We start from the raw sequence: 22731 nt of genomic DNA on the forward strand, positions 1-22731 counted from the left end.
CCGGATTGACATGCAACAGGGCTCACTTAATACTATTGGTTAATTAGTTTTGTCTTTGGCCAACGGAGATACCACTCTGTCAAAACCGTTCAGATCTATGTCGTCTATCCAATCAAAAAAAGCGATCAGATCTTCAGCTTCTTCCTTGGAAAACCCATAGGCAACCATTTTTCGACCATTTGGAGCCCAGGGAACAGGGGTCATGAGAACAGCTTTCACATAACCTTCTCCTCTTCTTTCAAGAACTTTTGTTAATTCAGGGGCGTAATACGCTCCTTCTCCCATTATGGTATGGCATCCCATACAATTGTTCGCCTCCCAGATCTGTTTTCCCCGAACCACCTGTTCGGTAATCTCCTTATAATTGGACTGGTCCTGTTCTTCACTGAAGGAATATATGGTTAGCCCTATGAATACCAGGAAAGTAACCAGTGTTCCGCCCAGGAAGAAAGCCCGTGCTTGTTTTTTGGATAGCATATTGATGTATTTTAATTAATATATTAAGGTCTTTTTATCCTTTAATGCAAAAAAATAACTTTATTCACCCTATTCATATGATTTATATCATGTTAGACCCTGATTTTGTATTTCTTTTTGAAAAAGAGTATTTAACTGGCTCTGATCTTCCTGTTTTTGCGCCTCTTTTAACGTGTGAACTCTCTTATTTGCTACGGGCTGCCCTTCTTTCAGGTGATAATGCCTTAACTGGTGTTCCCGCTGACGCCCGGAACTGAAGCTCGATACTCTTTTTAAATAACCTATTACCCGGGTGGCGTGGTCTACATTTACCGAATTACACTTATTACAGGAATACAATGTACGTTTATCTATATGACTGCATTTATTACAGATGGTTATTTTTATGTTGAAGCAGAAGTAATTACACCCGGCAGTAGCAGTGGCATGGATCAGGCGGGTGAAACCTTTTTTATCGGGAGCTTCCTCCAGGTTGAGATGCAGGGCAGAACCCCCGTCCAGGTATTTGATGATCTCACTTCCGTGGAGTATTATCTTATCGAGGGTATTTATTTCCGTATCCTCCACCGCATAGAAATAAGAGTTATAACAATCTCTCGGAACGAACAGGCCATCCTCTCTATCCCATTTAGCGTTTTTAACCCCTAAATTTTCGGCGGGAACAAATTCGGTGTTAAACATATAACCGTATTCTTTTTTTGCATTTTTGTTCTCTTCGTAAATGACCTTTAGGTAAGAACCCACAAAATCTTTATAACGGGAGTTATTTTTTGCTTTTATTCCCTGGCTTTCGGCAGCTTCCACCATTCCGTTAATCCCAATGGTAAGGAATTGTTTGTCCAGCGAAATGAATCCGGCTTTATAAACGGGGAGCAGTCCTGCTTCCTCGTATTCTTCAATAAGTTTTCTGTAAGCTACCTGGTATTTGTGAATTTTGCGGACTTCCTCTGCAATATCGGCTTTGTTCTGAACCAGGCGGGTCATATTTAAGGTTATTACATTAATAGAACCGGTAGCAACGCCTCCTGCTCCAAGTGAATAGCTGAACGTATTGTCGCTGATCTCATTCCGCAACCGGCAGCAGGAGGCAAGACTATCGGCATTTTCGGACTGATAGATAAAAAAAGAATTCCCCTCACTTAGTTCCTCCGCACACATATCGGTAAATTCAGGATCTGCCGGTTTGCCATTTTTTACCAGCATAGCAGCGGTCACCACCGGAAAGGTAAGAATGGCTTTGGTTCGTTCTGTATTGAACCACTTCATAAAAAAGCGCTGTAGCTTCTTCACACTCTCCCAGGATGGTTTGCTCATATCGGGAAAGACAAAATCGCCGAACATACTGTTAAAATATGCGTCGTCATATAAAGATATATTCCAGAACACCGATTGATATCCTCTGGCTGCTGCGGGCTGATTAATGGCATAAACCACGTGCTGCAGATGGTTAGCAATTAATTTTTCATGGGTTTCCAGGTAATCCTTTCCATAATCTTTAGCGGCAAAGTGATCAAAATACAATAGAAATTCCACGGTTGCCAACGCTCCTGCGAACTGAGAACTCACAGCAAATACCAGGTTTACGAATTCTCCGCAAAAACTCTCCAGATGCTGAGGTGCTTTGCTTTCTCCTCCGAGTTTGGTCAGGCCGTCAAATAAAAAGGGGTACATACTTATGGATACACAGTATGGCTTGAGGGATGTTTCATCATGTACATAGATCTCATGTGCCTCAATTTGCCTGATATACTCATTTGCCAGGTCTTCCCCAAAAAGGGATGCGATCTTTCTTTTTACCAGAGTACGGTTAACCTGTATATTGATATCCTTGTTTAATTCTGCTTCCATGGTAGCAATATTCTTGGAAGTAACATTGGCATTGGCATCTACTTTGGAACCATCGGCTGCATTGGCCGAATGAATGTAATGCTCTATAAAATCCATTTTCTTGTTCAGTTGAGAATCAGTAAGACGTATCATAAGTTTTGGTTTTTAATGAATAAATGGTTGAGTGTTTTATTGGTTTCTACTTCTGTAAATCTTTGATTGGTAACTTTGGAATCCAGGCCTCCCAGAGATGGTACCCATTTTCCGGTTTTGATCCATGTGAGTTGATCTCGTATCTCTTCGGGAACCCGGTCTTCCCCGGTGTACAGGCAGGTCTTATACGACTTTTTTCTGGCTAACTTTAGCAGACGTACCAATTCCTCTTTATGCCATTCTCCTCCCATAAAAAGGACACAACTGGCCAGATTATCGTACTGCTCCAGAACAGATTCGAACCATTCTGAAGAAAGTAAGCGCCCGTTTCCTTCCTTCCAGAGAAAAGGAGAGTGGCAGCCCTTACATTGCAGGGGACATCCCGAAATGGAAAAACAAAGACTTATTTCTCCGGGAACCTCCTGAAGGGCTATTTGAAAACTGTAGCAATACATTAAGATATTTTAAGACCTTTTTATCCTTTATAAAATTATAAAACATCTTACCTCCTTAAGATATGTGAAAAATGAGTTATTAAAAATCTTATTAACAGGAAAGAATAATTAGGATGGAAGAAAGGGAATACACTATGTTTTCTGCCGGCATATTAATGAGTTAACTGCAAAATGACAGGTTTGCCAGGGTATATAGAAGAAGATAGGAAAAGTACCTAATAATGCAAAAAGGTTTCCCCGTTCCTCACCTTAACGGCAAATGCTTCAATTGTATTATTGCTGAGCTCGTCAAACATGGTGTTCTTAAAAGGTTGTACGGAAAAGTGAATGGGACAGGGTTTGTCGTTACTGCAGTTCTTAAGGCCCAAAACACATTCTTCAAATTTTGACAGACCATCTATGTGTTCTACCACCGATATAAGTTTCAGGCTCTTGTTCTCTTCACTTAAAAAAAAGCCTCCTTTGGGGCCTTTAAGCGAGGATATAACGTTCTTTTTTGCCAGATTCTGAAGGAGTTTAGCTAAAAAAGGGGTGGGCACACCAATGGCTTCAGCCACTTCTTTAGCTCCAATTTTTTTGTCTTCGGACGATTCTACAGCTAAATACAGAACGGCATTAATAGCATACTTACTTGCACTTGATAACATCTCCATTTTTTAATATGGATTAAATCTAACTATATTTTTTTAGTTAGGCTAATATACAAAATTATCTTTTTAAAATATTTTAAGACCTTTTTATCTTTTATTAAAATTTTGTTATACCTTTGTAGTAGTAATAACAAACCTTATTGATATGAAATACGCAATCAATTTCGCGTTCCTTTTAGTTTTCGGGCTTTTGGTTATGAGTTGCGGAAAAGAAAAGAAAGAAGAAAAATCCTTTCAATACGAAAGGACAAAAAGTACTGAGAAAAAAGAGGTTACAACTCCTGCTGATAATTCAGCACCTGCTTCCTCTAAGGTAGATCTGTCCAATAAAGGAATTGGTCCGGTTACCTCTATCAGTATTGATTCGGAAATAGATCAGGCAATGGCTACGAAAGGAGAAGAAGTGTTTAAATCGCTTTGTGCTGCTTGTCACAAGCCGGCCAAAAAATTTATTGGCCCCGCTCCCAAAGGTATTTTAGAGCGCAGGACTCCTGAATGGGTTATGAATATGATCCTGAATCCTGAAGAAATGATCCAGAAAGATCCTTTGGCAAAGGAACTCCTTATAGAGTTTAACGGAGCTCCTATGGCTAATCAGAATCTTACCGAAGAACAGGCCCGGTCTGTATTAGAATACTTCAGAACCATAAAATAAAATCAAATGAAAACTCTTATTCAGTCTTTTATCGTTTTTGCCCTGATCTTGCTACTTACCGGTTGTAAGAATAAGACGGAACAGGTCGTTACCGCTTCGGAACCGGAAAAAGAGGAACTTCAGGAAAAACAGGGACAGGCATTTATTAAAGATGATGAATCCCGGCCTAATGTATTACAGATTGCCATCGGTTCCCCGGACCACAGTACTTTGGTAGCAGCTGTTCAGGCAGCGCAGTTGGAAAATTCTCTGGTAAACGCAGGACCTCTTACGGTATTTGCTCCTACGAACGAGGCTTTTGAAGCCCTTCCGGCAGGTACTGTTGAAAATCTGCTGAAGCCTGAAAATAAGGAAGCGCTGGCCAATATCCTTAAATATCACGTTACCCCCGGTAACCTGAAGAAAGATTTTTTAAAACGCTTTAAAAAACTGGGACAGGCGAATAACCAGGATGTACAGGTAAAAGTAGAAGAGGGAGAACCTCTTATCGGAGGAGCAAAGATCATTGCGAGTGTGGATGCCGGAAACGGAATAGTTCACATTATTGATAAAGTGCTCCTGCCTCCTGAAAATTAAAAAATAACCAATATTAAAATAACAATAATGAGAAGAGTAATTAAAATGACCGTTGGGTTTTTAGGCCTGGCTCTGTGTTTGACAGGCTGTAACAACGGGAAAAGCTCCGATTCTAATTCAGGCGGGGCTTTAAGCAGCAGTGCCGCAGAAAAAGTATATGTTAAACCGGGAGATCACGACGAATTTTACGCCTTTGTCTCCGGAGGTTTTAACGGACAGTTATCTGTCTACGGATTGCCATCCGGCAGATTGTTTAAAGTAATTCCGGTATTCTCGCAGGATGCGGAAAAAGCCTATGGCTACAATGAGGAAACAAAACCGATGTTGAATACTTCTTTCGGATTTGTTCCGTGGGATGATGCTCACCACCCGGATATCTCACAGACTAATGGAGAACTGGATGGAAGATGGGTGTTCATTAACGGGAATAACACTCCCCGTATCGCAAAGATCGATCTTACTACTTTCGAAACTACTGAGATCATAGAGATCCCTAATAGTGCAGGGAATCACAGTTCGTCTTATGTAACCGAAAATACCGAATATGTTATTGCAGGAACCCGTTTTGGAGTACCTGTACCGCAACGAGATATTTCTATCAAGGAGTACAAAGGAAACTTTAAAGGAGCGCTTTCCTTTATTTCCGTGGCTCCGGAAGATGGGAAAATGAACCTGGATTTCCAGATATTGATGCCGGGCTTTGATTATGATAAGGCACACCCGGGAAGAGGAGATTCTCACGGATGGTTCTTCTATACAACCTATAATACGGAAGAAGCAAACAGCTTACTGGAGGTAAATGCCTCTCAGAATGACAAGGATTTCATTGCTGCAATAAACTGGAAAAAAGCAGAAGAATATATCAAGCAGGGGAAATTTAAGACCATGCCTGCCAATTATGCTCATAATGTATTTGACGAGTCAACTCAGATGGCAACTACCAACTGGGGGAAAGAGGTAAAAGTACTGGATCCAGCAGAATGCCCCGGCCTCGTATACTTCCTGCCAACTCCCAAATCGCCTCACGGTTGTGATGTAGATCCGACCGGAGAATATATTGTAGGAAGCGGGAAACTGTCTGCCGATGTTACGGTTCACTCTTTTTCAAAAATGATCAAAGCTATTGAAGAGGAGAAGTTTTCGGGAGAAGCTTACGGCATTCCGATCATAGATTTTGAAGCTGTAAATGCCGGAAGTGTAAAACAAGCCGGTTTAGGACCCCTGCATACGGAATTCGACGATAAAGGTTACGGATACACAACTTTCTTTATTTCTTCGGAAGTAGTAAAATGGAAAGTGGGTACCTGGGAAGTGATCGACAGAAAGCCGACCTTTTATTCTGTAGGACACCTGATGATCCCCGGAGGTAACTCGAGAAAACCGTTCGGTAAGTATGTGCTGGCTATGAACAAGATCACCAAGGACCGTTACCTCCCGACAGGGCCGGAAGTAACCCAATCTGCCCAGTTATATGACATTACGGGAGAAAAAATGGAGTTACTGCTGGATTTCCCTACTGTTGGAGAGCCGCACTATGCTGCCGGTATTCCTGCCGATCTGGTGAAACCGCGTTCTAAAAAGATATTTAAACTGGAAGAAAATCATCACCCATATGTCACCAAGAGTGAGGCAGATACCAAAGTGGTCCGTGACGGTAAAACCGTTCATGTGTATATGACCACGATCAGAAGTCACTTTGCCCCGGACAATATTGAAGGTATCAAAGTGGGCGATAAAGTGTATTTCCATATCACCAACCTGGAACAGGATTACGATGTTCCTCACGGGGTGAGTATGATCGGTGCTAATACATCGGAACTGCTCATCATGCCCGGACAGACCGAAACTTTTGTCTGGGAGCCTAAACAGGTAGGTGTATGGCCGTTTTACTGTACAGATTTTTGCTCTGCACTGCATCAGGAAATGCAGGGTTATGTAAGGGTCTCTCCGGCTTCCTCAGACATTGAACTATCATGGTCCCTTGGAGAAGAGGATGAGTAATGGTGTAGGAGAGAATTTAATGTTTTCCTGAAAGGCGGGAGTTCCGTTCCGCTCCCGCCTTCTTATTTTAAAACCGAAATACAATGAAAAAATCACGCATCATAATGCTGCTTGGAGCGATCCTTCCTTTGGCTTTGTTTTTATTTCCTCTGTGGAAAATAACCCTGGAAGCTCCTCAGTATCCCACCCCTTTGGGAATGCATATCTATATTAATGATTTTGCCGATGCCAATCCGCATGATATCAAGAATATCAATATAATGAATCACTATGTGGGAATGAAGTATATTCCCGATGCTATTCCGGAGTTTAAGATCTTCCCTGCCGGAATATTGATCACTACGGTCATAGGACTCCTTATAGGCTTTAAGGCCAATTACAAATGGTTCCTGGGCTGGTTTGTACTGATGGTGTTATTAAGCGCAGCCGGACTCTACGATTTCTATCTCTGGGAACACGATTATGGTCATAACCTGGACCCCAAGGCTATAATGAAGTTCACCAATCCGGATGGATCTGTAATGGGATTCCAGCCACCTTTATTCGGATCTAAGGACATCCTGAACTTCAGGGCACATTCCTATCCTCAACTGGGTGCATATTTCCTCGGACTTGGTATAGGTCTTTCTCTGCTGGCATTTTTTATAGGTAAAAAAGAAGCTAAAAAGTCATGAAAAACCGGATTGTCATATTCATTGCTGTTTTATTCCTTTCCTGTACCCCTAAACCGGAAAAGATCGAATACGGATTGGATACCTGCCACTATTGTAAAATGAATATAGTGGAGAAGGTGCACGCTTCCGAAGCGGTTACCAAAAAAGGAAGGGTTTACAAGTATGACGCTATAGAATGTATGATAAGTGACAGCAATGAAGTTTCTCCTGAAAAAGTAGCTCTGTACCTGGTAATGGACCTAGAACTTCCGGGAGATTTTATCGATGCTAGACAGGCAACATATCTTATCAGTGAGGCTATTCCCAGTCCGATGAATGCTTTTTTATCTGCCTTTAAAAACAAAACCGATGCCCTGGAGGCAGCCAGGGAACACAAGGGTGAGGTTTTTTCCTGGGAGGAGATCAGGAACAAAAAACTCTTGGAATAATAAATCTCCTTTTTATCAGAATATCATGAAAGTAAAATTAATATTTGTGTGTTTCTGTATTTCCTTTTACGGATTGCAGTTAACAGCACAGAAGAAGGATAACTCTGCCCAAAAACAATGTCATCATTGCAAAATGATCATAAAAGACAAATATCATCGAGCTATGGCTGCTCATGAAAATGGCAAAACCTATGAGTTCGGAGCTATTGAATGTATGATCAATTTTTTAAAAACAAGTAAAGAAGAAGACTTTACCCGTCTTCAGGTGGCAAATTATTCAGGCTCCGGAGATCTTATCGATGCCAGATCAGCAACCTACTTAAAAAGTGAAGCTATTCCGAGTCCGATGGGAGCAGATATCTCCGCATTTAAAAGTAAAAAAGAAGCTTTAAAAGCAGATCCGGAAAGCAATGACAATGTTTACAGCTGGGAGGAGATCAAAGCCAGGTTTAAAGATCCGAAATTCGGGGCTGCAGATCACCATGATCATCATAATCACAACAGGCCGGATGCTCATGCACCTATTGGAGTGATGGGAGATCACCTGCACCCCAAAGGAGGCCTTATGGTTTCATTGAAGTATATGAATATGTCTATGGATGGCAATAAAGCAGGCACAGATGAAATAGATAATACAGCAATTTTCGATAATTTTATGGTGGCTCCCCAGGAAATGACCATGGAAATGTATATGCTGGGAGTTATGTATGCCCCCTCAGATAAACTAACTCTTATGCTGATGCAGAGCCTGGTGACTAAAAAGATGGATCTGACGGCGCGTATGATGATGAATGGAATGACTATGCTAAGGGACTTTTCAACCGCTTCTTCAGGCTTCGGAGACCTCAAGCTAGGTGCTCTTTACGGTCTTTTTGCCAATAACAGGTCTTCATTACACCTGAACGGAACCCTGAATCTTCCTGTCGGAAGTATAGAAGAAAGAGATGATACTCCAATGATGGAAAATGCAAAGCTTCCCTACAGCATGCAATTGGGGAGTGGTACTTTTGATATCACTCTGGGGGCAACCTTTAAGCAAACATTTCGGAATGTATCATGGGGAATACAGCAGTTAAATACTATCAGGACAGGAGAGAATGATGAAGGATATCGCTTTGGTAACCAATACAGCCTGAATATCTGGGGAGCTTATGTGCTAAGCAGGAATATCAGTATTTCCACCCGCTTCTTCGGGATAAGCGAAAAGAGAATAAAGGGAGCAGATCCCGAATTAAACCCTATGATGGTCACAACTGCCGATACGGATAATTACGGAAGTGACAGGATAAAGTCCTTTTTGGGTGTAAATGTGGCCTTTCCAAAAGATCTTCGCATTGGTGCGGAAGCCGGATTTCCGATCTATGAGCGATATAATGGAATACAAATGGATGAAGGACTGTCCTTCACCCTGGGGTTAAAATACAATATCCTGTAATAGTTAAACCGGATAAACTGAAAAACAGATGAAAATTGTTCTCAAATATTACACCTTCCTTTTTTGGCTGATGATATCGGCAATAAGCTTTGCTCAGGAAGTGGAAGTATGCAATAGCTGTACGTTTTCATCACTTGCCGAAGCCATCTCCGAAGTTGATAAAGGTGCCCGTATTTACCTGAAAAAAGGAATTTATAAGGAGTACGATGTCCTGATCGATAAACCGGTTCAGATCCTTGCCGAAAAAGGAGCTGTTCTGGATGCACAGGGGAAGGGTTATGGTTTGATCATTTCGGCCGATAGTGTCCGGATATCCGGAATTACCATCCGCAATATCGGAAAGAGTTATACCAAAGATTTTGCCGCTATCTATATTTCGAGAAGCAAACATTTTACTGTGGAAAATGCAGTTCTTGAAAAGGTGTTCTTCGGGATCCTGGTAGAGAAATCGCATCACGGACAGATCAGCAATAACCATATTTCCAGTGAAGGGATTGAAGAAGCAGGTTCGGGTAACGGGGTGCATATGTGGCATTCCTCCAATGTAGTGGTAGAGAAGAATGAACTTCATAATCTCAGAGATGGTATTTATTTTGAATTTGTAAAGAACAGTAAGGTGATCAATAACAAAAGCCATGACAATATTCGTTACGGCCTGCATTTTATGTTCTCCAATCAAAATGAATATCACTATAACACCTTTACGCATAATGGTGCAGGGGTGGCTGTTATGTTCTCCAAATTCATTACGATGACCCACAATTCCTTTAAAGAAAATTGGGGAGCGGCCTCCTACGGACTCCTGCTTAAGGAGATCTATGATGCCCGGATCGAATATAACCGTATAGAACAAAATACCGTTGGGATCAATGCGGAAGGTTCCACCCGTATCAGTTATAAGAACAACAATTTTATCAGTAACGGTTGGGCGGTAAAAATATCGGGCGCCTGTTATACCAATATTTTCGAGCGGAATAATTTTTTATACAATTCCTTCGATGTGTCCTATAACAGTAATTTGAACGATAACAGCTTCAACAATAACTATTGGAGCGCTTATACCGGTTATGATCTGGATAAGAACGGTATAGGTGACGTTCCTCACAGGCCGGTAAAACTGTTTTCCTATGTTGTGAACAGGACCCCGGAAACCATTGTGCTTCTGAGAAGCCTGTTTGTAGATATTATCAATTTTTCGGAAAAAGTATCTCCGGTATTTACCCCGGATAATTTAATGGATGACAGCCCGCTAATGAAAAAAATAAAATGATACAGATACAGGATTTATATAAAAGATTCGGAAAGGTACAGGTACTCAAGGGAGTAAACCTGGATATCGGAAGAGGAGGCATCTTTGCTATACTTGGCCCCAATGGTTCCGGAAAGACCACCCTGATCAAAAGTATTCTGGGAATGGTGGTAGCCGATAAGGGAGATATTAAAATAGCTGATAAAAGTGTTCTCCGGAAGTTCGAATACCGGAAGAATATTGATTATTTACCACAGATCGCTAATTTTCCTGCTAACCTGACGGTTTCCGAACTCATAGGGATGATCAGGAACCTGAGGGCAAAGACAAGTTCACATGAACAATTGATCGATCTGTTCGACCTTACCCCCTTCCTGAATCAAAAGTTGGGGAACCTCTCCGGAGGAACGCGACAAAAAGTAAACCTGGTTTTGACTTTTATGTTTGACAGTGAGCTGATCATCCTGGACGAACCGACCACCGGACTGGATCCCGTTTCCCTTATCCGTTTAAAGCAAAGGATAGAAGAAGAAAAGAAAAAGGGAAAAACGATTCTGATAAGTTCTCATATTATGAGTTTTGTGGAAGAGATAGCAGATGAGATCGTGTTCTTACTGGATGGAAAAATACATTTTAAAGGTACGGTTTCCGATCTGATGAAACAGACCGGGCAGCAAAACCTGGAATACGCAATTGCTAATATTTTAACCGACAACCATGCTTAAGATATTGAAATACAGTTTTTTTGACCTGATGCGAAGCAGATGGAGTTATATTTACTTTCTGTTCTATCTGGCACTGGGGTTTGTACTCCTCTTTTTAAATAATGATGTATCCAAGGCGGTCATTACCCTGATGAATATTATCGTGGTGCTGACCCCTCTTATAGGAACAGTTTTCGGGATCATGTACTACTATAATTCCAGAGAATTTACCGAATTGCTGCTTGCACAACCTTTAAAGAGATCCACTATTTTTCTGGGACAGTATACCGGACTTTCCCTCTCCCTCAGTCTGAGCCTGGTACTGGGACTCGGGATCCCTTTTCTGATGTACGGGATCCTGGAATCTGCAGCTATCTGGAACTTTGCTTCCCTGCTGCTGACAGGTGCGTTCCTGACCTTTATTTTTGTGGCCCTGGCATATAATATTGCTTTGTCCAATGAGAATAAGATCAAAGGTTTTGGTTATGCCGTACTCCTGTGGTTATTCCTGGCTGTGATCTATGACGGCCTTTTCCTGATATCGCTTATTGTTTTTGAAGAATATCCACTGGATAAGTTTTCACTGGCAGCTACGGTTTTTAATCCGATCGACCTGTCCAGGATCCTGATCCTTTTAAAATTAGATATTTCTGCTCTTTTAGGGTATACGGGAGCCAGTTTTAAAAAGTTTTTCGGTACCGGCCTTGGAATGTTTATCTCATTTAGCGCACTCATGTTATGGGTGATACTACCCGCCTGGCGTATCGTTGTTAAGGCCCGAAAGAAGGATTTTTAGCCATAAACAGAGTATCTCTCCATTCTAAGACCCTAAGGAGAATGACTTTATGGCGCCCTTAAGGCGGTCGAACAGAGAGATAGTTTTTCAGATTCTGCTTAAAGAGCCTACTTTATTTCAACTCCTTTGGAATGGTTGATCCGGTTCTTGAACAGAACTTCTCTTTTTCCTTTGCTTTTGGAGAATTTGTATTCGATAAAGCCGTCTTCAAAATAAAAGTGATCGGGAGATAAGGGAAGGATCTTAAATCTGGCATTGCTTCCTTCCCTCTGACTAAATAGCTGTCCGTTTTCTAATGTGATCGATCTGATGGCTTCATCCTCGAATTTGTATTTCCCCAACCATTTTTTTAGCTGTGATTCAGACAGGGAAATAATGTTTTCCGGTTCCGGAAAGGGTTTTCCAATAGCTAAAGCAGCTATTTTGGTAGTTACATCTCCCGGAGAATTACAGCTGCAATTGGTAAGGACCGCAACATAAACGTCCTGCCCGGGAATGTAAATACCCTGCGTGGTAAAGCCAAAAATGCCACCACCGTGCTCCCTGCTCGGGCTACCGTTAATTTCATTGATAGCCCATCCGTAACCGTAGTAAATAGGTTCTCCGTTGTTTAAAGTGTAATTGGTAAAGGCTTTTTTAATGGTTTCTTCTTTTACAAAAGTGTTGTTGTTTATGGCCTGCTGCCATTTCAGGAGGTCATTTGTATTAGACATAAGTGAACCGGCGGCATAGGGAATGCTAAAGCTGATATAATTTGCATTGATATATTCATTGCTCCTCATATAACCACTTGCCCGGCCTTTAATGAGTTTAAAGTGATTGGCATAGTAAGAAGAATTCATCCCTGCCTTATCGAAAATATTCTTTTGAATAAAATTGGCATAAGACTCACCTGACAGTTTTTCGATAATATACCCCAGCAGGATATAACCTGAATTGTTATAGCGATATGCCTCTCCCGGATCAAAATCCATAGGCTCATCCTTAAAAACATCGATAAGTTCCATGGGAGTGAGATCTTTGGTAGCAATTTCCCTTAAGACCGGCATGGAAGTATAGCTTTTTATACCCGAGGTATGGGTTAGCAGATGATGAACGGTTATGCGTTTTCCATGTGTGGGATAATCCGGAATAAAGACGGTGATCTCATCGTCCAGATTTAATTTTCCCTGCTCTACCAGCATTAAAACGGATACGGCTGTAAACTGTTTGGTGATCGAACCGATCTCGAAAATATGCTCCGGTTTCATCGGGACGTTTAATTCCAGATCTGCCATTCCGAAGGCTTTGCTGTATATTACTTTTCCGTTTTTAGCTACCAAAGCGGTGGCTCCCGGACCATCTGTTTTGTATTTTTCCTGTAATAAACGATCTATCTTCTCTTCCAGGCTTTGCCCGTGTACAGAGGGCAGAAGAAAGGACAACAATAGGGGAAATAATATGACTTTAAGGTGAATTCCTGCTTTCATTGGTTTGTGTTTGTTATAGGTTGTTGCAGGTATGACGCAGGAAACAGTGGAGTGGTTACATGAAATCCCTGCTTTTTTTATCAGTACTCAAAAGTTTCGTAATGACGTACTTCTTCTTCAAACTCTAACAGATAGTCCTTATCTTCCGGATAGTACTTTGCTTTGGTGTAGTCTTCTCCCGCAAATTTTTTGATACTCTCATAGGAATCCCATTCGGTGACCGTTAAAAAGTGGCAGACTTCGTCCTCTATTCTTCTAAGGATCTTTACCGAGAGGTTTCCTTTCACCGTTCGGTAATCTGCGATTCCGGTATTCTCAACATATTCCAGATATTCATCGGCTTGACCGGCTCTGGTACGCCCATGCCATATTCTCGTTATTTTTTTCATGATCAACTTCGCTGTTTAATATTCTCTTTGAAGTCTGATAGATCAGAAGGATCCGTTTCCCGGTCTTATCTCATGAAAAATACCGTTTATCTCCTTACTATGGATTTGTCGAATTCCTCCTTTGTGACTTCCTGTTTTTTAATGAAATAACGCTTATTGGGAACGCTTCCGTTGTGGTAGATCCAGATCTCGGAATTTTTATCCAGGTGATCTTTTTCAAGGACAAGGCGGGTTTGATCCCCGGCTTTGCGATACATTTTTTCTTTACCCATCAGAACCCCGTTCTTATAGGTCATTTCTATTTCTACTCCTCCCGTTTTAAAATAGGTAATATAGGAACCGTCATAGACATCGTCTTTATAATGTCGGATAAAACTAATTTTTCCGTTCTTGTGATAACCGGTTTCTTTTCCTGTTTTCTTTCCTTCCACATAATTCGTCTCCATAGATAAGGTACTCTTATCATCTGTATAGAAGGTTTTCTGGATCCCGTGTTTTATCCCGTTCTTATAATTGACTTTTTCAAGCATCTTACCATCAGTTTCCCGGTAATTCGTCACAAGTCCGTGAAGTTTTTGCTCTTTGTTGAACGATTTACTCTGAGAAGGGCTGCCGTTTCGGAAGTAATGATCAAAAACACCACACACCAGTCCCATACAATATTCGGCACGCATCATCAGGGTTCCACTGCTGTAATGTTCCATGATCCCATTTTTGTAACCGTCTTTATAATTACAAATGGTATAAGAAGAGTATTTTCCTGTTCCCAGGTTAACCCTGAACTTTCCGTTTAACAACTCTCCGTTCTTAAGAGTAAAAAGAGAAGGCTGTTTCTTTTCGTCGTATGAGAAATCGATATTAAGCTGATCCCGGTTTAACACAGGTATATTTTCCTGACCGAAGGCGATGGTGACGGTCAGAAGCACTAAGGCAAAAGCCATAAGATTTTTGAACATCTAATGTTTTTTAAATAATTTATTTGTTTGATACACCCCAAAAAGAGAGCGTTAAAAATAATAGAAATTTTTTAACTATCTCCCTTCTGGTCAAGATGTTTGAGATAATTATCTAAAAGACCCTGTATTTGCGCGGCTGCAACGGGATTTGCAGAATGTACTCTAAACCGGAGTCCGGACAGGTCCAGGCCGGAATCGAAAACAAGCCATTTGGCTGCCGCATATCCATCCGGAGCCAGGGTTCCGTTGGCATCCAGTCCAAGGTCGTTATCGAAACTGATAAAATCGGGAAGGCCGTTCTCCTGAATACAGGAAATAAAATCTGCACAGGTCCTGACCACTTTAAAATTATCTTCCATCTGTTTGTCGTAAACCATGTCTACGGTTCTCAGATCGTCGAGAAACAAATTATAACCCATTTGTGTCTTTCCTTTTTTCAATGCTGATTAGTACAGATCTCAGGCCTTCAAAATCGTCTGTGCCGACAAAAAAAGTTTTTTTACGGTCTTTGGAAGTAAGACGTATGGCATCTCCTCTTTTAATATTGTAGAGGACGCCCATGGGAGTGATCCGCAGACCGATCCCGTAAATAAAAGGAGGTTTTATCTTTTCTATGGAACTTGTATCGATATCTTCCAGCGCGATGCTTCGTTTTATCAATCCGAAACCGAAATAAGCCGAAAGCCTGCCTTTATCTATCTCAATAGTCAGACTGTGAAAGAGAAAGATGATACCGACAAACAATAAATTAATTCCCATTGCAGGCCAGAAAGGAATAGGGTTAGAACCCCATTGCATTACATAGGACAAACTGACCATGATAATGATAAAAACCACGATCAATACCAGCCACCATCCGCTTTGGGTTTGTTTGTATTTTAAATATTTCATGGGTAGGTGTTCTTAATTCACACTTTTATTCAAAGTTAAGATTCTATCGGGAAATCGTTTTTTAATCCCCATTCACTCCAGGAACCGTCATAAAGAATATTGGAATGATGTCCTGAAAGTTCTGCAGCCAACAGGAGGATACAGGCGGTAACTCCGGAACCGCAGCTATAGATCACTTCTTTGTTGTCGGTACCAAGACCCTTAAAGATCTCTTTTAACTCTTCCCGTGAGCGCATTTTATATTCGTTCAGAACACGGGCAAATGGAAGGTTGAAAGAACCGGGAATATGTCCGCTTCTCAGATTTTCCCTGGGCTCCGGGGCAGTTCCTGTAAAACGACCAGAGGAACGGGCATCAAGAACAGAAATACGATTGTTTTTCAGGCTGTCCAGTACATATTGTCCGTCTGCAATGAATTCGGGTTTGAATTCGGCTGTAAAATTCCCTGCTTCCGTTTCCGGCTCCTTTTCCCTGCTTTCGGAGGGGAGCCCCGCTTCGATCCATTCCGGAAGCCCTCCATCCAACACAGCTACCTGCTCATGCCCCATGGTCCTGAACATATACCAGGCTCTGGGAGAAGAATAAATACCAAGACGGTCGTAGACTACTATTTTACTGTGTTTATTTATTCCCAGCTTACGGCATTCTTCGGAGAACAGAGCTGCAGAAGGCATCATTCCCGGGAGTTCCGAATCTTTATCTACAAAAGTGTTTTTCAGGTCGAAAAAGCGTGCGTTTTTTATACGAAGCCCGGAGAGTTCCGAGGGAGCTTCAGCAGTTTTGGGCTTGTCCAGGCTGGCGTCCAGAATAACCACATCCGGATGATCGAGATGGGTTGAAAGCCATTCAATACTTAGTAAAGGTGTAGGTAGTTTAAGTTGTGACATCAGGAATTATTTATCAGGGTTAAAAATTTATTGTGGAGGTCCTGACAGGCCTGTTCACTTACTCCTTTTCGAACCACAGGCCCGGAACCCCATTTGGGAACTTCCTGCGTATTTAAGACATCAAATTTAGACGTATGCCCGCCTATGTGGTCTACACTGAGGCCATATGCAACTTCCTTCATTTTATGGTGTCTCAGTACATAAGAACACATAATGCAAGGCTCATGTGTTGTATACATAACAGATTCGGAAAGTAAGGATGCGTGTCCTTTATTAACCGCATCTTTTACTGCCAGGATCTCTGCGTGTAAGGTGATGTCTCCTGAACTCTTTCCTGCTTCTATTCCTTCACCAATAACTATGTCTTTATGAACAATAAGGGCACCTACCGGAGGGTTTCCGCTTTCCAGAGCCTGTTCCCCGAGCTCGATGCACCTCTTCATATAAAATTCATCTCTTTCCATTCTAAATATTATGTAGTCAAATAATCATACCAACCCCAGTCCGCCGCTTGCTTCGATATATTGTCCGGTTATCCATTCTCCTGCTTCCGATGCCAGGAAAACAATGACTTTGGAAATATCATCCGGTTTTCCCACCCGTTGAAAGGCGGTCATTTTACTCACCGCTTCCCGGACCTCAATATCTTTAAAGCGTTCTTTGTTCATATCGGTATCTATAGAACCCGGAGCAATGGCATTTACCGTAATTTTCCTGGGACCCAATGCTGTGGCCAGGGATAAGGTAAAGTTGTCGATGGCCGCTTTGGTCATAGAGTAAGCCCCGTATTCATACTTGGGCTTTTTAGAGAGGTAGGAGGAAATATTAATGATCCGCCCACCGTCATTAAGCCGGGAGATTGCCTGCTGCGTAATAAAAAAAGGAGATTTTACATTTACAGCAAACTGTTCATCAAACTGGGTTTCGGTAATCTCTTCCAATCCGAATTTGTTAAGGATACCTGCATTATTGATCAGGATATCCAGTTTTTTACCTTTGAGAAGCTGATCGATCTCCTTAAACAAGGCGGTGATATTTTCGAGGGATGAAAAGTCGGCTTTCAGAGCTATCGCTTTTCCGCCGAAGGCTTCTATTTCTTCTACGGTCTTAAGTGCCGCTTCTCTTTGGTTGGCATAATGCACGATCACGAATGCTCCTTCTGTAGCCAGATGTACAGCTGCCGATTTACCTATTCCCCGACTCGCGCCGGTTACCAGGGCTATTTTATCCTGAAGTTTTTTCATCTGTATATGTCGTTTGTATACTGCAGTTTTACCGGGGGGCAGTTACTGAAATCAGATAACAACAGTGCCTTTTCTTAGGACAGATAAATGTAGAAAATATTCTTAAGCAAGGTGCTCTCGAATACGTTAAAATAAAGCTTCAATTATACTTTGGAGGTTCGTAGAGTTCAGGATAGGTCTTCCTTGATATACAATTCCCAATTTCGCAATAGGCTTCACTTACATAAGAAGTGAGATTAGCTTCTTCCAGGATCTTTTCCAGTTTTATGCAGTTCCTGAAATCGACTTCGGAGACTTTATAAAAATTCCCGTCCTTGGACCCGGAAACACTCAGGCAGACCCTTCCGTCCTCGATCCAGCAAAAACAGGGGATCCTGTCTATTTTGGTATGCTGAGGCTGCTCGTATTCGGGCAGATCGGGGATCCTCAATTGTTCTATCTGAGGTTTTTTACTCCAGAAACTCTTTTTCGGAGCTTCCTCGGGGATCTTCTCCAACTTAATGGTCAAATGATCCAGGATCTCTACCAGTTCCTTTACATCTTTGTATTCCAACCAGATCTGGAAAGAATCTCCGTCTTTAGAATGATTGTTGGCGGCTCTCATAAAAAAGCCGTATTTAAGCTGACTTGCCCAAAACCGAATGTGGTATTTTGGGAAGTTCATAAAGAGCCAGTCGTCCGATAATTTGTGTGCCGCCATTTTGAATAGTTTCTAAAAGTCAGAGTAACAGTATTATAAATATACAAAATGAAAAACAAATGTTAAAAACGAACTTCAGGCCCTTTTAAAATCATTACAGCGCTTCCAGATGACAGGATTTGTCATTATTTAATAAGCCTGTCCTGTACATCATGATCTGTTCCTTTACCCTGTTTTCCTGTTTATCGGTCAGCTCATTCATCCATTCGTCATCCACATAGTTCATATAATTATGAATGGGAGCAAACTCTCCTGCATTACAGGCGTTATGCGGTTGCCCGTCTGCCGGTTTTCCGTAATTGGGCCCCGAATGTGCAGGGGTGTCCTCTACATGATCTCCAAAACCGCTGCAACCGTCCTGAAAAGTATGGTAAAGACCCAGCCAGTGACCTACTTCATGCACAGCAGTCATTCCCAGGTTAAAAGGAGCTGCATTACCCCCGGGCAGGGATTCGTCCAGAACCACCACTCCGTCCCTTACCGGATCTCCGGCCAGATCGAAAGGGAAAGTCGCCCATCCCAATAAGCCGTTCTGTAAGCCGGCGGTATAGAAATTAAGGTATTTTGTAGGATCTGAAGATAAGGCACTTTTAGCTTCGCGTTCGGCAAAACTCCCGTGCCCCATCCGGTACCAGTCATGATTATCTACCGATCGTGTAAGTTCTTCATTATAACCGAACACCAGATTAGACCCGCTAAAAGCGTCATTTAGTAATTCTACCTGCCTTTCTCTTTGCTCCAGTGAAATAAGCCCCTGGCTTCCATAAGTAAGGTGTATAAACCTGATCTCGATGTGCAAAGTATCAAATGAGACCCTTCTTTGCCGGTTGGAGAGAAGTTCTTCATCTACCCTGAACATATCTACAGGGGTAGGGATCTTGGTGGCGCAGCCTCTTCCTCTTCTGGAGAATTCCTCCATATCTGCAAATTCTTTTCCGTTAATAGTAATAGCCATAATATCTGTTTTAAGGGTTAAACAAATTTGTCAAAGCTTTTTTACAAGCTTCACTTACTAATACGTACGCATCAAACTTCAAAAGAGTTCAGTAGAAACTGTTAAAATTAAAGACTTTATATACAGGAGATTAACTTGCTTTCAGTCAATACTGCCTGAACTATCGTTTAATGATGTTAGTAAACCTTTCACGATCAGAAATTGCGCGGCAGCATAGGTCCCCATTACCCAGATATGGGAAAGAGGGATTTCTGTGAGGAATTTATTTAAGGCGAGAATACTATCAGAAGCCAGAAAGAAAAGAGCCCCCGCAAAGACCAGAAGAAAACTGTTTTTATTAACCCTGCCATAGCGTTTTACAGATGTTATTGCCATAAAGAGAATGACCAGGATATAAATAATGACCGGTAGCATTAGTGCCCCGAGTTGAGGTTTCAGTATTGAAAAGAGAAAAATACTATAGGCCAGCAGGGCCGCTATAAAAAGATTAAAGGCAGGAGGGTTCTTTAGGGCTCTCTGCCTTAGGAATGTAATACTGTAAAAGATATGTGCGGTTAGGAAAGACAGCAGCCCCAGGATAAAATAGGTTCCTGAGATCCCGTCGTACAGGAGAAAAATATCACCCAGAAGGGAAAAGCCAAGAGCCAGCATAGCGGGAAGGTAGATCTTTTTCTGAAGCTTTTTTCCGGAAACACCAAAATATATCAGAAGTGACAACAGGATCAGGGGTTTGCTGAATTGCCGGTACAGACTTAATCCGTAGGTTGTCAATACCAGATCGAGAACTACCAGAAAAAGAAAGAGCAAAAGAAAATAGTTGCTTTTTGTGCCGGATGATGTCATTCAGATCTTTTGTTTTTAATTCGGCTTCCTGCATAGGCCAGGGGAGCAAAAAGGAAAATTGTCAGTAGCTGAGACCAATAGGTTTCTGCTTCGGCCTGGGCCAGGATCGATACCAGTGCAATGATGGCAATAAGAGCACTTAAGGCTATTCCGGCTTTTTTTGCATTTTCTCTTGCAATCCCTGCAGTCAGGTAGCCTGCAAAAAAAGCGAACAAGCCACCTACGAATGCGGAGATCAGGATCAGGTTAGGAGATACTACGCGGGAATAATCTATTCCGCCAAATCCAAACAGAAGAACTGCGCTAAATGTGAAAAACACATACCCTGCCACTACGGCCAGAAGATTTCGTATCATTTTTTATCTTTTTTTTGCCCCAGGGAAAACCAGTTGCCCGAGTCGTCTTTAAACAATGCTTCATATCCATAGAATTCCTTTGTGGGAGGTTTTTTAAATTCTACTCCTTTAGCTTTTAGTTCCTCATAGGTCGCCATCAGGTCATTACATTCAAAAACGCCAAAACCGAAGGTTCCCTCACTAACCATGGTTCTCATTTGAGCTGCCGCATCACCCTTAAACATCATTCCTTCCTGGATAGACATAAGGGATATTTCCAGATCGGGTTGTTCGGGCGGACAAACCGTTAACCAGCGCATATCGGGTCCCATGGAAGCATCGGTATGTACTTTAAAACCCAGCTTATTGACGTAAAAATCGTAAGCGCTGTCCTGATCTAGGACAAATATGCTCACGTGATTCATTCTGGTAATCATACTTTTTGTTTTAGTGATTTCTGATTCAAAATTCGATGATAACTTTTTAACTCACTTATTGAAAATTGCTATTTTCTGTCCAACCCTGTTGTGAAGCAAAACAATTCGGAACGAATTTTACAGGAGTTGTAGCAATTTCCTGTTTCCTTTTTATTTTTTGCTGTTGAAAACCAGAGGGTGTAGAACCTGTATATCGTTTAAACAAAGCTGTAAAGGAACTGATGCTTTCAAAACCTACGGCAAAGCAGGTATCCGTAATGCTCATGTCTGATGACAGGAGTTCCTTTGCTCTGTCGATACGAACCCTGGTCAGGTACTGATGAGGGGTATAGTCGTAAGTTTTTTTAAACAAACGGGTAAAATGGAATTTGGAAAAGAAAGCTACATCGGCTATTTCATCCAGATTGATATTGGCGGAATAATGCTCATCAATGAATAATTTAGCTTGCACCAGTTGCCTGTAAACATATATTTTTGGAAGTTGTCCGGCCATGTCCTACTTTGATATATCGATAGATCTTTTTGCCCAGTTTAACAGCTCTTCCCTGTTCTCCAGAACTGCGTCCGGAATGGAAAAATATGGCATTCTGCTGTGCTGATGTGAACCTGCTGCCTCATATTCGGCTTTATTGGCTTTATCTGCCTTTAAATAACACTGGCCTTTGGAATCGACAATCCCGAACATTTTTCCTTCATGAAATATACCATGACCACCGAACATCTTTTTGGAAGATATACTTCCGATATCATTTAACTGTTCCACCAAGGCTTCAGCAGCAAGTACCGAAGCATTGGTCAGTTTATCTCCTTTTACACCCATGACCTGTATTTTTCCCTTAAGATAGGGGTTTTATTCTAATTCCATGACCTGCCCGATCCCGGGAAGTATCAACTCCTTATTGTGTTTTGAAAACAACTCCTCAGCTTTTGCTTTATCTATTTTGATCGGAGGAAAGGTGTCGAAATGATATCCGATAATCTTATCACATTCTATATAATCGCTGGCAATCAGGGCATCTTCATAACCCATGGTAAAATTATCTCCCACCGGTAGGACGGCCAGGTCCAGCTTAGGGCAGGTTTTGGGAATAAGCTTCATATCTTCGGTAAGAGCCGTATCTCCGGCTATATAAATACATTTTTCCTCATTCCAGATCACAAATCCACCGGGATTACCTCCGTAGGTCCCGTCGGGAAGCACACTGGAATGAATGGCATTTACATATTTAACGGTCCCGAAATCGAACTTAAACTTTCCTCCGTGGTTCATAGGGTGTCCGTTTAATCCTTTTTGCCCGAACCAGGAGATGATCTCATAATTGGAGATCAAGGTTGCTCCTGTGTTATTAGCTATTTTCTCAACATCCAGTACATGATCTTCGTGCCCGTGTGTGATCAGGATATAATCGGCTTCCAGGGCTGAGATATCTATATTTCCGGCAAGAGGGTTCCCGCTGATAAAAGGATCTATTAACAACTTTTTGCTGCCAAATTCCAGGGCTAAGGATGCATGGCCCAAATAGGTTATTTTCATTTGTTCTTAAT

At 41.7% G+C, this 22731-nt stretch carries 29 protein-coding genes; 9 read left to right on the forward strand and 20 right to left on the reverse strand.

Features of this window, described 5'->3' with window-relative positions; genetic code table 11:
• Positions 1-39 precede the first annotated feature (39 nt).
• The 4 genes from GWK08_RS14660 to GWK08_RS14675 all read right to left on the reverse strand — a co-directional run bounded on the left by GWK08_RS14660 (position 40) and on the right by GWK08_RS14675 (position 3559).
• On the reverse strand, positions 40-477 hold the full coding sequence (locus GWK08_RS14660) for a c-type cytochrome (RefSeq protein WP_163607976.1): 438 nt from the start codon (positions 475-477) through the stop codon (positions 40-42).
• Between the two features lie 87 nt (positions 478-564).
• The gene (gene nrdD, locus GWK08_RS14665; protein WP_163607977.1) at positions 565-2457 is read right to left on the reverse strand and encodes an anaerobic ribonucleoside-triphosphate reductase; all 1893 of its coding nucleotides are present in this window, start codon (positions 2455-2457) and stop codon (positions 565-567) included.
• On the reverse strand, positions 2454-2912 hold the full coding sequence (gene nrdG, locus GWK08_RS14670; protein ID WP_163607978.1) for an anaerobic ribonucleoside-triphosphate reductase activating protein: 459 nt from the start codon (positions 2910-2912) through the stop codon (positions 2454-2456). Before nrdG ends, nrdD begins: the two co-directional genes overlap by 4 nt.
• A 215-nt stretch (positions 2913-3127) precedes the next feature.
• Positions 3128-3559 carry an RrF2 family transcriptional regulator gene (locus GWK08_RS14675; protein WP_163608271.1) on the reverse strand — a complete coding sequence of 144 codons (432 nt, stop codon included), beginning with the start codon at positions 3557-3559 and terminating at the stop codon, positions 3128-3130.
• Positions 3560-3707: 148 nt separating this feature from the next.
• Here GWK08_RS14675 and GWK08_RS14680 point away from each other — a divergent pair, with 148 nt between their 5' ends.
• From GWK08_RS14680 to GWK08_RS14720, 9 genes are all read left to right on the forward strand, one after another.
• Positions 3708-4217, forward strand: coding sequence for a c-type cytochrome (locus tag GWK08_RS14680; RefSeq protein WP_163607979.1), 510 nt, complete (start codon positions 3708-3710; stop codon positions 4215-4217).
• A 6-nt stretch (positions 4218-4223) separates the two neighbouring features.
• Positions 4224-4793, forward strand: a complete 570-nt coding sequence (locus GWK08_RS14685) for a fasciclin domain-containing protein (RefSeq protein ID WP_163607980.1) — start codon at positions 4224-4226, stop codon at positions 4791-4793.
• Between the two features lie 27 nt (positions 4794-4820).
• Positions 4821-6794, forward strand: a complete 1974-nt coding sequence (nosZ, locus tag GWK08_RS14690) for a Sec-dependent nitrous-oxide reductase (protein ID WP_163607981.1) — start codon at positions 4821-4823, stop codon at positions 6792-6794.
• Between the two features lie 83 nt (positions 6795-6877).
• Positions 6878-7468 (forward strand): hypothetical protein, encoded by a 591-nt coding sequence (locus GWK08_RS14695; RefSeq protein ID WP_163607982.1) that lies wholly within the window; start codon positions 6878-6880, stop codon positions 7466-7468.
• Positions 7465-7896 (forward strand): nitrous oxide reductase accessory protein NosL, encoded by a 432-nt coding sequence (locus GWK08_RS14700; RefSeq protein ID WP_163607983.1) that lies wholly within the window; start codon positions 7465-7467, stop codon positions 7894-7896. Before GWK08_RS14695 ends, GWK08_RS14700 begins: the two co-directional genes overlap by 4 nt.
• Before the next feature lie 25 nt (positions 7897-7921).
• Entirely contained in the window at positions 7922-9331 is a 1410-nt protein-coding gene (locus tag GWK08_RS14705) for a nitrous oxide reductase accessory protein NosL (protein WP_163607984.1), read from the forward strand.
• Positions 9332-9359: 28 nt separating this feature from the next.
• Positions 9360-10601, forward strand: coding sequence for a nitrous oxide reductase family maturation protein NosD (locus tag GWK08_RS14710; protein ID WP_163607985.1), 1242 nt, complete (start codon positions 9360-9362; stop codon positions 10599-10601).
• A complete protein-coding gene (locus GWK08_RS14715) occupies positions 10598-11305 on the forward strand; it encodes an ABC transporter ATP-binding protein (RefSeq protein ID WP_163607986.1) in 708 nt (235 codons plus the stop codon). The genes GWK08_RS14710 and GWK08_RS14715 overlap by 4 nt, the downstream gene beginning before the upstream one ends.
• Positions 11298-12080: an ABC transporter permease gene (locus GWK08_RS14720; RefSeq protein WP_163607987.1), complete on the forward strand. Its 783-nt coding sequence runs from the start codon at positions 11298-11300 to the stop codon at positions 12078-12080. Before GWK08_RS14715 ends, GWK08_RS14720 begins: the two co-directional genes overlap by 8 nt.
• A 107-nt stretch (positions 12081-12187) precedes the next feature.
• On the opposite strand, the gene GWK08_RS14725 is transcribed toward GWK08_RS14720, so the two are convergent.
• From GWK08_RS14725 to GWK08_RS14800, 16 genes are all read right to left on the reverse strand, one after another.
• Positions 12188-13549, reverse strand: a complete 1362-nt coding sequence (locus GWK08_RS14725; protein ID WP_163607988.1) for a serine hydrolase domain-containing protein — start codon at positions 13547-13549, stop codon at positions 12188-12190.
• Between the two features lie 80 nt (positions 13550-13629).
• Complete coding sequence (locus GWK08_RS14730; RefSeq protein ID WP_163607989.1) at positions 13630-13938, reverse strand: antibiotic biosynthesis monooxygenase; 309 nt, start codon at positions 13936-13938, stop codon at positions 13630-13632.
• Positions 13939-14024: 86 nt separating this feature from the next.
• Complete coding sequence (locus GWK08_RS14735) at positions 14025-14894, reverse strand: toxin-antitoxin system YwqK family antitoxin (protein WP_163607990.1); 870 nt, start codon at positions 14892-14894, stop codon at positions 14025-14027.
• Positions 14895-14965: 71 nt separating this feature from the next.
• Positions 14966-15313 (reverse strand): cyclic-phosphate processing receiver domain-containing protein, encoded by a 348-nt coding sequence (locus tag GWK08_RS14740; protein WP_163607991.1) that lies wholly within the window; start codon positions 15311-15313, stop codon positions 14966-14968.
• Entirely contained in the window at positions 15303-15785 is a 483-nt protein-coding gene (locus tag GWK08_RS14745; RefSeq protein WP_163607992.1) for a hypothetical protein, read from the reverse strand. The genes GWK08_RS14740 and GWK08_RS14745 overlap by 11 nt, the downstream gene beginning before the upstream one ends.
• A gap of 35 nt (positions 15786-15820) precedes the next feature.
• On the reverse strand, positions 15821-16672 hold the full coding sequence (locus GWK08_RS14750) for a sulfurtransferase (RefSeq protein WP_163607993.1): 852 nt from the start codon (positions 16670-16672) through the stop codon (positions 15821-15823).
• Entirely contained in the window at positions 16672-17136 is a 465-nt protein-coding gene (locus GWK08_RS14755) for a nucleoside deaminase (RefSeq protein WP_163607994.1), read from the reverse strand. The genes GWK08_RS14750 and GWK08_RS14755 overlap by 1 nt, the downstream gene beginning before the upstream one ends.
• Before the next feature lie 24 nt (positions 17137-17160).
• Complete coding sequence (locus tag GWK08_RS14760) at positions 17161-17916, reverse strand: SDR family NAD(P)-dependent oxidoreductase (protein WP_163607995.1); 756 nt, start codon at positions 17914-17916, stop codon at positions 17161-17163.
• A 139-nt stretch (positions 17917-18055) separates the two neighbouring features.
• The gene (locus tag GWK08_RS14765) at positions 18056-18616 is read right to left on the reverse strand and encodes a hypothetical protein (protein ID WP_163607996.1); all 561 of its coding nucleotides are present in this window, start codon (positions 18614-18616) and stop codon (positions 18056-18058) included.
• 94 nt (positions 18617-18710) lie between these two features.
• Entirely contained in the window at positions 18711-19571 is an 861-nt protein-coding gene (locus GWK08_RS14770; protein ID WP_163607997.1) for a zinc metalloprotease, read from the reverse strand.
• Positions 19572-19712: 141 nt separating this feature from the next.
• Positions 19713-20414, reverse strand: coding sequence for a lysoplasmalogenase (locus tag GWK08_RS14775; protein ID WP_163607998.1), 702 nt, complete (start codon positions 20412-20414; stop codon positions 19713-19715).
• Positions 20411-20770: a hypothetical protein gene (locus GWK08_RS14780; RefSeq protein ID WP_163607999.1), complete on the reverse strand. Its 360-nt coding sequence runs from the start codon at positions 20768-20770 to the stop codon at positions 20411-20413. The genes GWK08_RS14775 and GWK08_RS14780 overlap by 4 nt, the downstream gene beginning before the upstream one ends.
• Positions 20767-21186, reverse strand: a complete 420-nt coding sequence (locus tag GWK08_RS14785; protein WP_163608000.1) for a VOC family protein — start codon at positions 21184-21186, stop codon at positions 20767-20769. Before GWK08_RS14785 ends, GWK08_RS14780 begins: the two co-directional genes overlap by 4 nt.
• Positions 21187-21241: 55 nt before the next feature.
• On the reverse strand, positions 21242-21679 hold the full coding sequence (locus tag GWK08_RS14790) for a helix-turn-helix domain-containing protein (protein ID WP_163608001.1): 438 nt from the start codon (positions 21677-21679) through the stop codon (positions 21242-21244).
• Between the two features lie 3 nt (positions 21680-21682).
• On the reverse strand, positions 21683-22006 hold the full coding sequence (locus GWK08_RS14795; protein WP_163608002.1) for a TfoX/Sxy family protein: 324 nt from the start codon (positions 22004-22006) through the stop codon (positions 21683-21685).
• A gap of 30 nt (positions 22007-22036) precedes the next feature.
• Positions 22037-22720 (reverse strand): metal-dependent hydrolase, encoded by a 684-nt coding sequence (locus tag GWK08_RS14800; protein ID WP_163608003.1) that lies wholly within the window; start codon positions 22718-22720, stop codon positions 22037-22039.
• Between the last annotated feature and the right edge of the window lie 11 nt (positions 22721-22731).

This window comes from Leptobacterium flavescens (assembly GCF_010671605.1).
Lineage (GTDB): Bacteria > Bacteroidota > Bacteroidia > Flavobacteriales > Flavobacteriaceae > Leptobacterium > Leptobacterium flavescens.

Bases quoted from the DNA above. Each gene is read 5' to 3' on its own strand.
- GWK08_RS14660 (WP_163607976.1), bottom strand. From the start codon at position 477: ATGCTATCCAAAAAACAAGCACGGGCTTTCTTCCTGGGCGGAACACTG.
- nrdD (WP_163607977.1), bottom strand. From the start codon at position 2,457: ATGATACGTCTTACTGATTCTCAACTGAACAAGAAAATGGATTTTATA.
- nrdG (WP_163607978.1), bottom strand. From the start codon at position 2,912: ATGTATTGCTACAGTTTTCAAATAGCCCTTCAGGAGGTTCCCGGAGAA.
- GWK08_RS14675 (WP_163608271.1), bottom strand. From the start codon at position 3,559: ATGTTATCAAGTGCAAGTAAGTATGCTATTAATGCCGTTCTGTATTTA.
- GWK08_RS14680 (WP_163607979.1), top strand. From the start codon at position 3,708: ATGAAATACGCAATCAATTTCGCGTTCCTTTTAGTTTTCGGGCTTTTG.
- GWK08_RS14685 (WP_163607980.1), top strand. From the start codon at position 4,224: ATGAAAACTCTTATTCAGTCTTTTATCGTTTTTGCCCTGATCTTGCTA.
- nosZ (WP_163607981.1), top strand. From the start codon at position 4,821: ATGAGAAGAGTAATTAAAATGACCGTTGGGTTTTTAGGCCTGGCTCTG.
- GWK08_RS14695 (WP_163607982.1), top strand. From the start codon at position 6,878: ATGAAAAAATCACGCATCATAATGCTGCTTGGAGCGATCCTTCCTTTG.
- GWK08_RS14700 (WP_163607983.1), top strand. From the start codon at position 7,465: ATGAAAAACCGGATTGTCATATTCATTGCTGTTTTATTCCTTTCCTGT.
- GWK08_RS14705 (WP_163607984.1), top strand. From the start codon at position 7,922: ATGAAAGTAAAATTAATATTTGTGTGTTTCTGTATTTCCTTTTACGGA.
- GWK08_RS14710 (WP_163607985.1), top strand. From the start codon at position 9,360: ATGAAAATTGTTCTCAAATATTACACCTTCCTTTTTTGGCTGATGATA.
- GWK08_RS14715 (WP_163607986.1), top strand. From the start codon at position 10,598: ATGATACAGATACAGGATTTATATAAAAGATTCGGAAAGGTACAGGTA.
- GWK08_RS14720 (WP_163607987.1), top strand. From the start codon at position 11,298: ATGCTTAAGATATTGAAATACAGTTTTTTTGACCTGATGCGAAGCAGA.
- GWK08_RS14725 (WP_163607988.1), bottom strand. From the start codon at position 13,549: ATGAAAGCAGGAATTCACCTTAAAGTCATATTATTTCCCCTATTGTTG.
- GWK08_RS14730 (WP_163607989.1), bottom strand. From the start codon at position 13,938: ATGAAAAAAATAACGAGAATATGGCATGGGCGTACCAGAGCCGGTCAA.
- GWK08_RS14735 (WP_163607990.1), bottom strand. From the start codon at position 14,894: ATGTTCAAAAATCTTATGGCTTTTGCCTTAGTGCTTCTGACCGTCACC.
- GWK08_RS14740 (WP_163607991.1), bottom strand. From the start codon at position 15,313: ATGGGTTATAATTTGTTTCTCGACGATCTGAGAACCGTAGACATGGTT.
- GWK08_RS14745 (WP_163607992.1), bottom strand. From the start codon at position 15,785: ATGAAATATTTAAAATACAAACAAACCCAAAGCGGATGGTGGCTGGTA.
- GWK08_RS14750 (WP_163607993.1), bottom strand. From the start codon at position 16,672: ATGTCACAACTTAAACTACCTACACCTTTACTAAGTATTGAATGGCTT.
- GWK08_RS14755 (WP_163607994.1), bottom strand. From the start codon at position 17,136: ATGGAAAGAGATGAATTTTATATGAAGAGGTGCATCGAGCTCGGGGAA.
- GWK08_RS14760 (WP_163607995.1), bottom strand. From the start codon at position 17,916: ATGAAAAAACTTCAGGATAAAATAGCCCTGGTAACCGGCGCGAGTCGG.
- GWK08_RS14765 (WP_163607996.1), bottom strand. From the start codon at position 18,616: ATGGCGGCACACAAATTATCGGACGACTGGCTCTTTATGAACTTCCCA.
- GWK08_RS14770 (WP_163607997.1), bottom strand. From the start codon at position 19,571: ATGGCTATTACTATTAACGGAAAAGAATTTGCAGATATGGAGGAATTC.
- GWK08_RS14775 (WP_163607998.1), bottom strand. From the start codon at position 20,414: ATGACATCATCCGGCACAAAAAGCAACTATTTTCTTTTGCTCTTTCTT.
- GWK08_RS14780 (WP_163607999.1), bottom strand. From the start codon at position 20,770: ATGATACGAAATCTTCTGGCCGTAGTGGCAGGGTATGTGTTTTTCACA.
- GWK08_RS14785 (WP_163608000.1), bottom strand. From the start codon at position 21,186: ATGATTACCAGAATGAATCACGTGAGCATATTTGTCCTAGATCAGGAC.
- GWK08_RS14790 (WP_163608001.1), bottom strand. From the start codon at position 21,679: ATGGCCGGACAACTTCCAAAAATATATGTTTACAGGCAACTGGTGCAA.
- GWK08_RS14795 (WP_163608002.1), bottom strand. From the start codon at position 22,006: ATGGGTGTAAAAGGAGATAAACTGACCAATGCTTCGGTACTTGCTGCT.
- GWK08_RS14800 (WP_163608003.1), bottom strand. From the start codon at position 22,720: ATGAAAATAACCTATTTGGGCCATGCATCCTTAGCCCTGGAATTTGGC.